The organism is Providencia sp. PROV175 (assembly GCF_032707045.1).
Lineage (GTDB): Bacteria > Pseudomonadota > Gammaproteobacteria > Enterobacterales > Enterobacteriaceae > Providencia > Providencia hangzhouensis.
In genome coordinates this window covers 2,353,226-2,366,292 of record NZ_CP120533.1, presented here as the reverse complement: position 1 = coordinate 2,366,292, position 13,067 = coordinate 2,353,226, and the positions used below count along the sequence as shown (strand labels likewise).

16 protein-coding genes are annotated in these 13,067 nt (G+C 38.2%); 10 read left to right on the top strand and 6 right to left on the bottom strand.

The window, feature by feature from the left end; all coding sequences use genetic code 11:
• Window positions 1–48 precede the first annotated feature (48 nt).
• From P3L44_RS10515 to P3L44_RS10490, 6 genes are all read left to right on the top strand, one after another.
• Window positions 49–957 carry an AEC family transporter gene (locus tag P3L44_RS10515; protein WP_094960602.1) on the top strand — a complete coding sequence of 303 codons (909 nt, stop codon included), beginning with the start codon at window positions 49–51 and terminating at the stop codon, window positions 955–957.
• 98 nt (window positions 958–1,055) lie between these two features.
• Window positions 1,056–2,522: an AMP nucleosidase gene (locus tag P3L44_RS10510; RefSeq protein ID WP_272662398.1), complete on the top strand. Its 1,467-nt coding sequence runs from the start codon at window positions 1,056–1,058 to the stop codon at window positions 2,520–2,522.
• Between the two features lie 16 nt (window positions 2,523–2,538).
• Entirely contained in the window at window positions 2,539–3,066 is a 528-nt protein-coding gene (locus P3L44_RS10505) for a GNAT family N-acetyltransferase (protein ID WP_272662397.1), read from the top strand.
• Between the two features lie 30 nt (window positions 3,067–3,096).
• The gene (locus tag P3L44_RS10500) at window positions 3,097–3,519 is read left to right on the top strand and encodes a helix-turn-helix domain-containing protein (protein ID WP_272662396.1); all 423 of its coding nucleotides are present in this window, start codon (window positions 3,097–3,099) and stop codon (window positions 3,517–3,519) included.
• A gap of 105 nt (window positions 3,520–3,624) precedes the next feature.
• The gene (accA, locus tag P3L44_RS10495) at window positions 3,625–4,584 is read left to right on the top strand and encodes an acetyl-CoA carboxylase carboxyl transferase subunit alpha (RefSeq protein WP_140172469.1); all 960 of its coding nucleotides are present in this window, start codon (window positions 3,625–3,627) and stop codon (window positions 4,582–4,584) included.
• A gap of 45 nt (window positions 4,585–4,629) precedes the next feature.
• Complete coding sequence (locus P3L44_RS10490) at window positions 4,630–5,520, top strand: LysR family transcriptional regulator (RefSeq protein ID WP_094960598.1); 891 nt, start codon at window positions 4,630–4,632, stop codon at window positions 5,518–5,520.
• On the opposite strand, the gene P3L44_RS10485 is transcribed toward P3L44_RS10490, so the two are convergent.
• The 5 genes from P3L44_RS10485 to P3L44_RS10465 form a co-directional block, all read right to left on the bottom strand.
• Complete coding sequence (locus P3L44_RS10485) at window positions 5,521–5,979, bottom strand: RES family NAD+ phosphorylase (protein ID WP_140172470.1); 459 nt, start codon at window positions 5,977–5,979, stop codon at window positions 5,521–5,523. It lies immediately after the preceding gene.
• On the bottom strand, window positions 5,976–6,437 hold the full coding sequence (locus tag P3L44_RS10480) for an antitoxin Xre-like helix-turn-helix domain-containing protein (RefSeq protein ID WP_004254502.1): 462 nt from the start codon (window positions 6,435–6,437) through the stop codon (window positions 5,976–5,978). The genes P3L44_RS10485 and P3L44_RS10480 overlap by 4 nt, the downstream gene beginning before the upstream one ends.
• A gap of 88 nt (window positions 6,438–6,525) precedes the next feature.
• Window positions 6,526–6,993: a DUF1456 family protein gene (locus P3L44_RS10475; protein WP_036957750.1), complete on the bottom strand. Its 468-nt coding sequence runs from the start codon at window positions 6,991–6,993 to the stop codon at window positions 6,526–6,528.
• A 187-nt stretch (window positions 6,994–7,180) separates the two neighbouring features.
• Window positions 7,181–7,495 (bottom strand): AzlD domain-containing protein, encoded by a 315-nt coding sequence (locus P3L44_RS10470; protein WP_004254498.1) that lies wholly within the window; start codon window positions 7,493–7,495, stop codon window positions 7,181–7,183.
• Window positions 7,492–8,193: an AzlC family ABC transporter permease gene (locus P3L44_RS10465; RefSeq protein ID WP_272662395.1), complete on the bottom strand. Its 702-nt coding sequence runs from the start codon at window positions 8,191–8,193 to the stop codon at window positions 7,492–7,494. The genes P3L44_RS10470 and P3L44_RS10465 overlap by 4 nt, the downstream gene beginning before the upstream one ends.
• Before the next feature lie 473 nt (window positions 8,194–8,666).
• On the opposite strand from P3L44_RS10465, the gene leuE reads away from it, so the two are divergent.
• Together leuE and P3L44_RS10455 are read left to right on the top strand one after the other, a co-directional pair.
• Window positions 8,667–9,308: a leucine efflux protein LeuE gene (gene leuE, locus P3L44_RS10460; RefSeq protein WP_272662394.1), complete on the top strand. Its 642-nt coding sequence runs from the start codon at window positions 8,667–8,669 to the stop codon at window positions 9,306–9,308.
• 350 nt (window positions 9,309–9,658) lie between these two features.
• Window positions 9,659–10,132, top strand: coding sequence for an NUDIX hydrolase (locus P3L44_RS10455; protein WP_096863737.1), 474 nt, complete (start codon window positions 9,659–9,661; stop codon window positions 10,130–10,132).
• A gap of 23 nt (window positions 10,133–10,155) precedes the next feature.
• On the opposite strand, the gene P3L44_RS10450 is transcribed toward P3L44_RS10455, so the two are convergent.
• Window positions 10,156–10,770 (bottom strand): LysE family translocator, encoded by a 615-nt coding sequence (locus P3L44_RS10450; RefSeq protein ID WP_004254484.1) that lies wholly within the window; start codon window positions 10,768–10,770, stop codon window positions 10,156–10,158.
• A gap of 149 nt (window positions 10,771–10,919) precedes the next feature.
• Between P3L44_RS10450 and P3L44_RS10445 the strand changes: the two genes are divergently transcribed.
• Window positions 10,920–11,804 (top strand): LysR substrate-binding domain-containing protein, encoded by an 885-nt coding sequence (locus P3L44_RS10445; RefSeq protein WP_140172476.1) that lies wholly within the window; start codon window positions 10,920–10,922, stop codon window positions 11,802–11,804.
• Window positions 11,805–11,937: 133 nt separating this feature from the next.
• On the top strand, window positions 11,938–13,041 hold the full coding sequence (gene ddlA, locus P3L44_RS10440; protein WP_036957745.1) for a D-alanine--D-alanine ligase: 1,104 nt from the start codon (window positions 11,938–11,940) through the stop codon (window positions 13,039–13,041).
• Window positions 13,042–13,067 lie beyond the last annotated feature (26 nt).

Here is a 13,067-nt window from a genome sequence, read left to right as displayed (position 1 = left end):
TGATTAACAAACTCACTTAGTGCTCAAATAAAAACAGATTACGTTCTCATGGATAAGATTCTATTAGTTTTGTGGCCATTATTTGCTCTGATTGCAATGGGATTTGTATTGCGTCGCTCGACAATATTCACCACTGATTTTTGGCCGAGTGCTGAAAAATTAAACTATTTTATTTTGTTTCCTGCATTATTAATTAACAGTCTCGCAACTGCACCTTTGGACAACCCTAAATTACCCTATTTAGCGAGCGCCATCCTTTGTGTTTTAGCAATTAGTTCTGTGCTAGTTCTAGGTTGTAAATATTTATTCAAAATACCTATCCCGAGATTTGGCGCGCATATCCAAGGAATCACGCGTTTTAATACTTATTTAGGGTTGGCTATTGTTGCTGATTTATTTGGCAAAGAAGGGATCGCTATTGCTGCGGTAATTATGGCTGTTTTAGTACCAAGCTGTAATGTCATTGCTGTGCTTTCGTTATCTTCAGGACAAAAGGTTTCAGCTAAGCAAATTTTATTACCAATCATAAAAAACCCATTGATCATTTCCTGTGTCGTTGGCGTGTTATTGAATATATCCCCAGTGGGATTACCCTTTGGCTCGGACCAATTTTTAAAACTACTCGCAGCTGCCAGCTTACCATTAGGCTTAATCTGTATTGGAGCCGCATTACAAACCTCAACACTAAGAAATGAATTTAAGCCTATTATGGCGTCAACATTGTTACGTTTACTTCTTATGCCTATTTTAGCATTAACAGTGGCGGGCTTATTTTCTTTGCCAAACCTTGAAACAATTCTATTAGTACTATTTTTTGCTATTCCTACTGCGCCAACCGCTTATATTTTAACGCGTCAGTTAAATGGGGACAGCCAACTAATGGCAGGTATAATTACATTACAAACCGTGGCTGCGGTATTCACATTACCAATTGTTTTATCCTTTGTAGTACATTAACTGTGATATAAGTACGTTAATCGCGATATGTTTTGCAACTGTCACATTGATACTCTATGTTATCGGAGATGATTTTATCTGATGATAAGGAGTTGTGTGTGTCTTTGGAAAAATGCCAGAAATATGAAAACTTATCTATTGAAGATGTTTTAGATAAACTTTCGTTGTTATATAGCAATGCGATTGATTCATTAAGAGATGCTATCGCTATTTATGTAAAAGAAGACCGCATACCCGATATTACAGAAAGGGAAAATGGGTTATTTGCTTATCCCGAACTGTGTGTTACATGGGAAGGCAAAGTTGATCATTGTGAAAAAACCCGTGCTTATGCACGTTTTGTTAAACGAGGTGATTACACCATTACGGTGACTCAGCCAGAACTATTCCGTGCTTATTTAGTTGAGCAATTATCTATCCTACAACAGGATTATGATGTCACTTTTTCCGTTCGCCCTTCAAAAATTGAAATTCCTTATCCTTTTGTCATTGATGGTTCAGATTTAGCATTAGATAGGAGTATGAGCAGTAATTTAGCTGCACATTTTCCGATAACCGATTTATCTCATATCAGTGATGATATTACAGATGGTTTGAACACTGCTACGGATGAAATGCCGCTGTCTCATTTTGATGCATTACGTGTGGATTTTTCATTAGCGCGATTAAAGCATTATACAGGAACCCCACCTGAACATGTTCAACCGTACATTCTTTTCACTAATTATAACCGTTATGTCGATGAATTTGTGAATTGGGCATGTGAACAGGTACGTGATCCTGAAAGTCGTTATATTGCATTATCTTGTGTTGGGCATAATTATTTAACCGCTGAGAATGCAGATCCACAAATTGCGACTTCTGATTTAACATGGAAAAAATTTCAAATGCCTGCATATCATCTAATCGCTAGAGATGGAGCAGGAATTACTTTAGTGAATATCGGTGTTGGGCCTTCAAATGCAAAGAATATTTGCGATCATTTAGCCGTTTTACGACCACATGCTTGGTTGATGATTGGCCATTGTGGTGGGTTAAGAGAAAGCCAAAAAATTGGCGATTATGTTTTGGCCCATGCTTATTTGCGTGATGACCATATTCTTGATGATGTATTACCGCCAGATATTCCTATTCCAAGTATTGCGGAAGTCCAGCGTGCGCTATATGACGCTACAAAACAAGTTAGCAATATGCCTGGGGAATTGGTAAAACAACGTCTACGAACTGGAACCGTTGTTACAACAGATGACAGAAATTGGGAATTACGTTTTTTTGCAACAGCTCGCCGTTTCAGTTTAAGCCGTGCAGTTGCCGTGGATATGGAAAGTGCCACAATTGCAGCTCAGGGGTATCGCTTCAGGGTTCCTTATGGCACGCTGTTATGTGTTTCTGATAAGCCTCTGCATGGTGAAATTAAATTGCCCGGTCAAGCAAACAGTTTTTATGAAGGTGCAATCTCAGAACATTTGCAAATAGGTATTCGTGCTATTGATTTATTGAGGAAAGAAGGGGATAAATTGCATTCAAGGAAATTAAGAACGTTCGATGAACCCCCATTTAGATAGCAAGGAGAAGCAATCAATGGCTGTAATACCTGAACTTGAAACAGATAGACTGATATTAAATAAACACCAAGTAAGTGATTTCCCTGCACTTGCGAAGCTATGGGCGACTGAGTCGATGGTTCGTTACATTGGGGGGATTCCTTCTAGTGAGCGCGAATCATGGATGAGAATATTAGCTTATGGTGGGTTATGGCCATTATTAGGCTTTGGCTATTGGGCTGTCCGTGAAAAAGCGAGTGGTCAATATATTGGTGATTTAGGGTTCGCAGATTTTCATCGTATGGTCGAACCCCATGTTAAAGGCATTCCAGAAGCGGGTTGGGTCATTGTACCTGAATATCAAGGAAAAGGCTATGCAACAGAGGCTATGCAGGCTGCATTGTCTTGGTTGACGAAAGAAAATAAGTATCGGCAATCTATTTGTTTTATTGAACCGAGGAACTTAGCTTCTTTACGTGTGGCTGAAAAGTTAGGTTACGTTGTTGACCGTGAAATTTTTATGAATGGCACGATTACGGTGTTACTGCGCCAACAATTAGCCTGATTAGCGAGTATTATAGCGGGTTAGTATTTCATGTCTGATGAGTTAGATATTTCTCAAGTTAGCCAATTATCATGTTTAGCAGCATCAACCCTACGTTATTATGAAGAGAGAGGGCTGATTAAGCCGATAGGGCGTAAAGGGTTAAAACGGGTTTATCACGGGAAAGACGTAATAACCCGTTTGTCTTTAATTGCATTGGGGCAAGAAGCTAAATTTTCACTCGATGAAATTGCTAGCATGCTCAACCATAAGGATGGCCCTAATATTGAACGTGCGAGCCTACTTGAAAAAGCAGAAGAAATTGAGCAAACCATACAGGGGTTACTAGCCTTAAAAAAGGGTATTTTGCATATTGCGAATTGTCCTGAAGAAAATCACTTTTTATGCCCTAATTTTCAAAAGATTATGGAAAACAGCTTAAAATCAAATTCGCTAAAGAAAAGTCAGCGTTAAAACATTATCCCATTATTGATAACAATCAATCCTATTTTTAAGCATAGAATGGGATTGATTCTCTGATTACACTCCTAAGATTGCTGTTACCATTTTAGGAACGTTATGACTAATCATTTTCTTGCATTTGAGAAACCTATCGTTGAACTCAATGACAAAATTGAAGCGCTTATTGCCTTCAAGCAAAAAGGACATCCATCAGAGATTAAATTAGAAGAAGAAATCCAGCTCTTGAGAAAAAAGAGTCATTCGCTTACGAAAACCATATTTGCATCGCTTGGGGCATGGGAGATTGTCCAATTAGCGAGACACCCATTAAGGCCTTATCCCCTTGATTATATTCCATTAATATTTACTGAGTTTCAGGAATTAGCGGGTGACAGAGCTTTTGCTGATGACAAAGCGCTGGTGGGAGGCCTTGCTCGTTTAGATGGTAGGCCGGTTATGGTGCTTGGGCAACAAAAAGGGCGGACAACAAAAGAGAAAGTTATGCGTAATTTTGGGATGCCATCGCCAGAAGGCTACCGTAAAGCACTTCGTTTAATGAAAATGGCGGAACGTTTCCACTTACCAGTGATGGTATTTATTGATTCTGCTGGGGCTTACCCCGGTGTTGGTGCTGAAGAGCGCGGGCAAGCAGAAGCTATTGCACGCAATATTATAGAAATGTCTCATTTAAAAGCCCCTATTATTTGTGTCATTACAGGTGAAGGTTGTTCTGGTGGTGCATTAGGGATTGGTGTGGGGGATCGTATTAATATGTTGGAATACAGTACTTATGCGGCGATATCTCCAGAAGGTTGTGCCTCTATTTTATGGAAAGATTCCCAGAAGGCACAAATTGCAGCGGAAGTAATGGGAATGACCGCTCCACGGTTAAAAGAGTTAGGTATTATCGATACCATTATTTCTGAGCCTTTGGGTGGGGCTCACTGCGACTATCAGTTAGCTGCACAACAATTAAAACAACAGTTACTCACTGATTTAAATGAGCTAACTCAATTAGACATAGACGTATTACTGGCACAGCGGTATCAAAAAATAATGGATTTTGGTTACTGCTAATGCTATTAGTGCAAGTTAATAGCGCGTGAACTATAGGAATTAGAAATGGCTGTTGACCTGAATTTATTGAAAGTGTTTATTGCCGTCGCGACACAAGGAAATTTTGTCAATGCGGCAAAGTTACTTTCAATGCCAACATCGAATGTGAGTCGTTATATTAAACAGTTGGAACAACAACTTAACAGCCAGTTAATTGAACGTACAACCCGGCAAATGCGGCTAACGGAAACAGGAAATATTTTATTTGAACAAAGCCAAAAACTAGTCAGTGAATTAGAGCAAGTTGTAGTGCAAATATGTCATCCACAACAAATTACAGGCACGTTAAGGCTAACTATTCCCAGTGAATCCGGTAGTTTATTATTAGCAGATTTATTAGCGAAGTTTGCATTATCTCACCCACAATTGAATATTCACTGTGATACACAATTAATACCTCAAGATGTTATTAGTGATGATATTGATTTGTTACTCACTTTTCATCGTGGTCATCTTGAAGACAGTAGCTATCACTCACGTCTGATCAAATCATGGCAAAGCGTTGTGGTTGCATCACCCCAATTAATTGAAAAAGTAGGAAAACCGTGTTCATACTCTGACTTAGCCAATATGCCGTGCATTTCGAGCTTGAGTGCATTACAGGGGCAACCGTGGATATTTATTGATTCATCTGGCTTACAGAAAAAAGTGATAATTGACAGCAGTTACCGAGTGAATAGTGGTATTTTGGCTCATGCTGCTGCAGTGAATGGGGTAGGTTATGCTATTTTGGCGTTAGATGCATGCGAAGAACAGATTAAACAGAAGAAATTAGTGCGGATAGCATTCGATGAAGTATCGCCAGCGCCTATAGAACTTCGCGCGGTTTATGCGAGCCGTAGTGCATTATCACCGAAAATAGATGCTTTTTTACAGTATTTATTAGCAAATATCTAATTATGCTAAGCGCGGGTCAACACTAAAATCTAGTGGTTTAACGGTATGTAAAACTTTTTGAAATTGCGGATGTAACGGGTTAATAATTGCGTTGTATTCATAGGGAACAATACAAGAGGGAATTAATAATGCTAGACTATCTTGGTTATTAAGCCATATAGTGCCAATATCCATGGTGGAGGTTGGTGCGGGGTCTTGTTGCCAATCTGTCGGAAGGTGATCTAACGACAATTTCATCACGTACTTATCATTGATATCTATGGATAGTAAGCTGAACTGGCTCAATAGTCTGTCTTGATTGATGTGAACGAGTATTTCAAGGGTCGCTAATGAAATACTCGTTGAAGTATAAACAGCAGGAGTCCCTTTATGATTCCAACGCCCGCCGTAGAGCATCGCTCCTTGGCCCGACCATGCATCATGCGCAAAATTGGATTTAACCAATCGATATAAAATCATGAGAATACGCCATGTTCAATACGGCCAATCAAATCAATCACTTCAATGGCTCCGCTTTCTGTCGCAATAAGCTCAATAGGGCGTAAATGTCCTAACCCTTTAACTGGGTGGTTAAGCCAATCACTTGCCGCGTGCTTATCTCCATTAAATAAACGCACCGCAGCATCGAATACCCGCACTAGACGAGCAATTCTCTCACTTTCATCAGCATTAAGGGGCTGGCCAGCATTTTTACGTCGAGCAATATTGCGCTCATTAATGCCGGATATTCGCAATAATTCAGTTTTGCTCATTCCTGACCATTCTTGGATATTGTCTAAGACAGAGACAGATAGGCCTTGACGCAAGAAATGAGTTAACTCAATACCACGTTCTGCGGGTAACCCTACATGGCGCCACAATGGTTTAAAGGATGAAGCAGTCGGTTGAAGTGGGGTTGTGGGGATATAGTTTCTCATTTGAACCTCCTGACATTTGTCACTTCTATTATAGACAAATGTCAGGAGAATGCAAAATTAATGAATAAAAAACAAACAAAAATAACGGTTATTTATCACCACGTAGGCGAATTGTCAGGCCTTTTAGGAAGTAACGCAGTAATTGGTCTCCACATTCGCGATAGTTTTTATGCCCAGGTTTACGGAAAACTGCGTTAAGCTCAGGCTTGGATACACGAAAATCAACAAGCTGATAAATTTCAATCATATCCGTATCTTTTAATTCAAAAGCCACGCGTAATTTTTTGAGCATAATATTGTTATTAAGTCGGCTATCGACTTCGGGAGCGGGGTGGTTTTCATCTTTACCACGGCGGTGATAGATTAAGCCATTTAGAAAATGACCCATTACATTATCGTTACATTCAACATATTCAGGTTCATTATCTTTTTTTAACCAAGCCACCATTTCTTCTTTTGTGACAGCCAAATCTGCGAGTTTTACGATTTTAACCATTTGGGCGTCGCTTAAGTCCAACATATAGCGAACGCTGCGTAAAACATAATTATTAAGCATGGTATTGTATTATCCATTATCTATAAAGGTTAATTGGCTATTTATTGAGTAAGGCCAATAAAGTATTCACTATGACAATCAATGACAGGGTGAAATTGAAAAGGAATGTATTTTGAGAGGGATATATTATGAGGGATTAACCAAGATAAAGCAAAGCGCTGAACGATGCTTTATCTTAAATAATAAGTTAACCGATAAAATAAATAAGAGAATAGAAAAATACTAAGGTAAGGCCGACAGTTAGCAGCATGTTTTTTAATACAGAAGCCACGATGACACAGAATAGCGCCCCCCATAAATAAGGATTATCAGGGAAGGATCGCAATTCATGGTTTTCTAATAGGATAACAGGGGCACAAATTGCGGTTAATAAACAAGGTGCTGAATACCCTAGTGCTTGACGAACCACAAGAGGAAGGCGTATTGGCAACTGTGGTATTAGAAAAATATAACGTAGAGTAAAAACAACCGCTGTTAAGGTAATAATTAAAAGCCAAATCATTTTTCCTCCTTCAATAAACGTGAAACGGCTACCGAAACAAACATCCCACCCACACCTGCGATAACAATAGCACTACTGAAGGAGTACATTGAAAGTACGATAGCGACGACGAGTGAAAAGATCACGCCACACAACGTACTTATTTTTTTTGTTAATGGAACGACGATTGCAAGCAAAGTTGCCACGACAGAAAAGTCGAGATGTAAGCGGCTCAAATCGCCTACAATATTGGCCATTGCAATCCCACAAAGACTAGTAATTAACCAAACGAGATAAAAACTAAACCCCGCACCAAACAAATAAGGAAAGCTTAAACTCTGACGTTTAGCAGCGCTAATCGCAAATAATTCATCTGTTAATAAGAAACCGATACTAAGGCGCTGAGGAGTTGTAAAGTCTTTAACTTGGGGGCGTAATGTCAGTCCATAAAGTAAATGCTGGGAAGTGATAAAAAAAACAGAAATAACAATCGTGATATAGCCAGCACCCGAGTTAAGCAACCCAAGAGTGACTAATTGTGCCGCACCTGCAAATACCATCGCGGACATCGCTACGCTTTGCCAGAAATCGAGACCAGTTTCGACCGCCATTGAACCTGCTAAAACTCCCCAAGGAATAACAGCAAGATTAAGAGGAGCGGTATGAACAGCGCCTGCCATTATTGCTTTTTGCCATTGATTACTTTGTTGTGACACCATTTAAGCTAACCTTATTGTAATTTTGAACACTTATATAACTTGATTAATTTTAAAGAGATGAAATATTAGTAATGGGCTATTTTAGTTTTATACTGGCTTGATCCAATTTTACTTTTAAATAGCACGAACTTTTATGTTATAACGCGAAACCTTAATCAAATCACTACTACTACTTTTATTTATTCTGTAAAATTAAATGCTAATTTAATTATCTATTCTAGCATTTGCAACTACTTGATTGGCTATTTATAGTTAGCTTCTAACTAAGGTTCTTGTTTTGGGTTATTATTCTGTTTTTTGATCTTCATTCATTGTTGTTTATCTAGCGTTTCAATATTATTTGGATTTATATTTTATATTGACATTATTATGTGGTGATATCTTTTATAAGTAATGTAAAGCCTGTATCATATAGTCATAAATAAATGATGTGAATTTTTTGTTATAACTTTTATTGAGTTAGCGGGTTTCCTATGCTTGAAAATCTCGGTATTACAAACTTATGGACTTATCTTATCGGTGTTATTTTTATTACATTGGTACCAGGCCCTAATTCTTTATTTGTTTTAACTAGCAGTGCAAAATATGGTGTGAAAAATGGTTATAAAGCCGCATTAGGTGTCTTTACAGGAGATGCTGTGCTCATTTTTCTATCATTTTTAGGCGTTGCATCTTTAGTAAAAACATCACCTATCTTTTTTAGTGTTATAAAATACGCAGGAGCGGCTTATTTATTTTATTTAGGGATTAAAACCCTGTATAGCGTATTGCATAAGAAAGAAAATACAGGTGATGTTGATTCAATTATCTTAGAAACCAAGGGCACCTATAAAAAAGCCGTTTTTTTAAGTTTACTAAATCCTAAGATGATTATTTTCTATGTTTCATTTTTTATCCAATTTATTGACCCAGCTTACCCAAGTGCAGGTGTGCCATTTTTCATACTTGGCCTAATTTTAGAAATTTGTAGCATGATTTATTTATCACTGCTGATTTTTGGTGCTGTTGCCGTAACGAATATGGTTAAACATAATAAAAAGCTTTCGAAGTTCTCTAATAGCTGTATTGGTACTGTATTCTTGATGTTTGGAGCAAAACTGGCACTAACAGCTTAATGGTTTTATCAGAAATAGCCGGTCTATGTGCTGGCTATTCCTCTAATTTGTTCAATTTATTGCGCATCTTTATGATGAACAATAACAAATCTCATGGGTTTTTATTTTTTCCCATTCTAAAAGTTCATAGCTTGTTGCTTATAAAAATCAAATTCTTTTTTCAATTTAACCACCCCGAGTTAATAATCAATCGCCATCAGCTAAGCATATGATAATTTCTTTCCGCTGACTGCGCTTTGAATGCCTCATGTAAGTTGAAATGGTTACCGTGACTGGAAGGCAACAAGGTGTTAGGTTCACCACCAGAAACTCAATGTAAGAATAACAAAATAAAAAAAGGATGTGGTGAGATGAGAGAGGAAGTTAAACATTTTACGGCAACAGCAATGATCCGTAATGAGCATGGTGAGTTTTTATTACACGAACATCAAAAACTTGGTTTTTGGTTACCGCCAGGTGGCCATATTGAAGCAAACGAAGAACCACAACATGCTGTTTTCCGAGAGGTTCTTGAAGAAACTGGATTAGAGTGCCAAGTGGTCAGTTGCGGTTTCCCCTTTGTATCGCAAGTGCAGGATTCATCCCATACACAAGTATTACCGTTGCCCATCGCTATCTTGAAAGAATTTATTGCGGATAAAAAGAAAGGGAACCATTGGCATATTGATATGATTTACTTATGTGAGTTATTGCCCTCATCACAACCGCCTTTTGCCCCATTTGAATGGGTGCCATTTGACCAACTCGCCAAACTTAATATTCCAACCGATGTTGTTGAGTTGGCGAAAGTGGTCAATGAATATTATCGGTTGCAGGGTAAATAACTACCATGAATGTGAATGTGGGGTTAGTTTATATTAAAGAATAGTAGAGATAATCCCAATAAAATCAGTAGGATTCCAATCGTTCGGTCCATAATAAATTGGTAGTTAAGAATTTTGTTTCTGACTGCCGGCGTTGCAAAGAAAATAGCAATTAGACTAAACCAAAGCCAATGAGTGAAAGAAATAAATAGGCCATAACTCAAATTTAGCCAAATTGAGTTCTGTGTACTGATAACTTGGCTATACACAGAAACCACAAAAAACATGGTTTTTGGGTTTAATGCATTTGTCAGAAAACCATTTTTAAACGCGTTTAGGGCCGATAATGGCTTTGATACTGCTTTATCTGAGGATATTTTTACTTTATTGGTCAATGATTTAAATCCGATGTATACCAAGTAAAACACCCCAATAAGTTTAACGATTAAGAATAATGCGGGTGAACTCATAATGACCAAAGTGATGCCAAAAATGGTATAAAACACATGAACCTGCACACCAATAGCAATACCTAGCGCACACAGTAAGCCTGTTTTAATGCCATAGGTATAACTATTACGAGTTACCATAGCAAAGTCTGGCCCCGGACTAATGACGGCTAAAATGGTAATAGTTGCAACTGCAATAATTTCATTCATATTAATTTCCTAAAAGGTAATAAAAACAGACTAAAAACAGATTTATTCTGAAACTGTTTGTTCATTTATTGCTTTTATTATCAATAGATTGAATAAAACTAAAAAGCGATTTATCCTGACATAAATCTGTCAGTTTTTATTACCTATATATGAAACTACCACCGTTAACATCATTACGTTTTTTTGACACTGCTGCGAAAGCAGGTAGCTTTGTGCAAGCGGCTCAAGAGCTGAATGTGACTCATAGTGCGATTAGCCGACAAATTCGTTTATTAGAAGAATACCTTGGTGTTGAGCTATTCGAACGAAGGAACCGTGCTGTTTTTTTAACGGCTAATGGACGAATATTGTTACAAACAACTAGTGCAATATTTGAACAGCTTAAGGAGGGGGTTGAAAAGATAAAAAACAATACCTTTCCTGATGTTGTTAGTTTGTCTTGTGAACCTACAATCGCAATGAAGTGGTTAATTCCTCGGCTTACACATTTTTATCAACAATATCCCCATATTACAGTGCATTTAGTGGCGGCAGGTGGTGTTATCGATTTCACAAAAACGAATGTTGATTTAGCATTGAGGCGTAATGATTTCAAATGGAATGACAACCTTTGCGCGGTGAAAGTGTGCTCAGAATGTATGGGCGTCGTGGTTCGGCCTGAACTTGATTTTAAAGAAAACTTTAGTCATATAACGCTACTGTCAACTCTATCTAGGCCAACTGCATGGGAAACTTGGCAAAATATAAAAGAAATAGCGCTTCAAAATAATAAAACTATTACATATGAACACTTTTATTTGTGTATACAAGCGGCTTTGGCTGGGCAAGGGGCGGCGCTTGCGTCATTTTTGATGGTTGCAGATGAAGTAAAATCGAAACAATTAACCGCGCCATATGACTTTATTGAAGATAATTCAGCATATTATTTATTGTCATCTAAACCTGTAGAGCAAGGCAGTGCAGCGGCTATTTTTACGCAGTGGCTAATTGAACAGGTGAATATCAGTATTGAAACTCTGATAGATAAAAGATAATTAGCTATCAAAAAAAGAAGGTTTGGTCATAAAGCCAGCTAATCTTAATGAAAAATAAATAATTTATGCCATAACCTTTTCTTTGCGTGCTATATTTCTCGGCTAGGTTTGGTGTTTTATGTCGGAGCAAATAATGAGCAAAATACGAGTCGGTGTTATTTTTGGTGGCCGATCAACAGAACATGAAGTTTCACTACAGTCTGCTAAAAATATTATCAATGGGTTAGATCGCAATAAATTTGATGTATGCCTTTTAGGGATTAATAAAGAAGGGCAATGGCATGAATATAACGAATCTGATTTTTTATTGCATGGTGATGACCCCTCTCGTATTGCGTTGAATACGCCTAAGCGAGCTATCGCACTTGTTCCAGGTAAAACAAGCGAACAGTTTATTTCGTTAGAAGATGCTAAGCCATTGCCACAAATCGATGTTATTTTCCCTATTGTTCACGGTAACTTAGGTGAAGACGGCTCGTTACAAGGTTTATTGCGCATGGCGAATTTACCATTTGTCGGTCCGGGGGTTTTAGGTTCCTCTGCCTGTATGGATAAAGACGTTACCAAAAGATTACTTAGAGATGCAGGCTTAAATATTGCTCCGTTTATAACAGTGCTCAAAAATGAGCGCGCAACAACTGAATATGAAGCGACCGTGGCGCAATTAGGTTTACCACTTTTTATTAAACCAGCAAATCAAGGTTCATCTGTCGGGATCAGTAAAGTCAGCACTGAATCAGAATTTTACGCAGCACTGGACTTTGCTTTCTTATTTGATATGAAAGTCCTTATTGAAAGTGCAGTAAAAGGGCGTGAGATTGAATGCGCCGTACTGGGTAATGAAGAACCTCTTGCCAGCCCTTGTGGTGAAATCGTATTACACGATAGTTTCTATGCGTACCACACTAAGTATATTGATGAAAATGGCGCCTCTGTCGTGGCTCCTGCACAGTTAGATGCTGCGGTGAGTGATAAAATACGCGAGATTGCCTTATCCGCGTATCGCGCATTAAATTGCAGTGGAATGTCCCGTGTGGATGTTTTTTTAACGGAAAACAACGACGTGGTCATCAATGAAATCAACACATTGCCTGGCTTTACGAACATCAGTATGTACCCCAAATTGTGGCAACAAGCGGGTATGACATACCCGCAATTAATCAGCCGCTTGATTGAGTTAGGAATTGAAAAATTCCAACAAACTGCGATGTTGAAAACGGCATGTGATGAGCTTTAATTGCTGAAAAAATACTATCTCGGTAG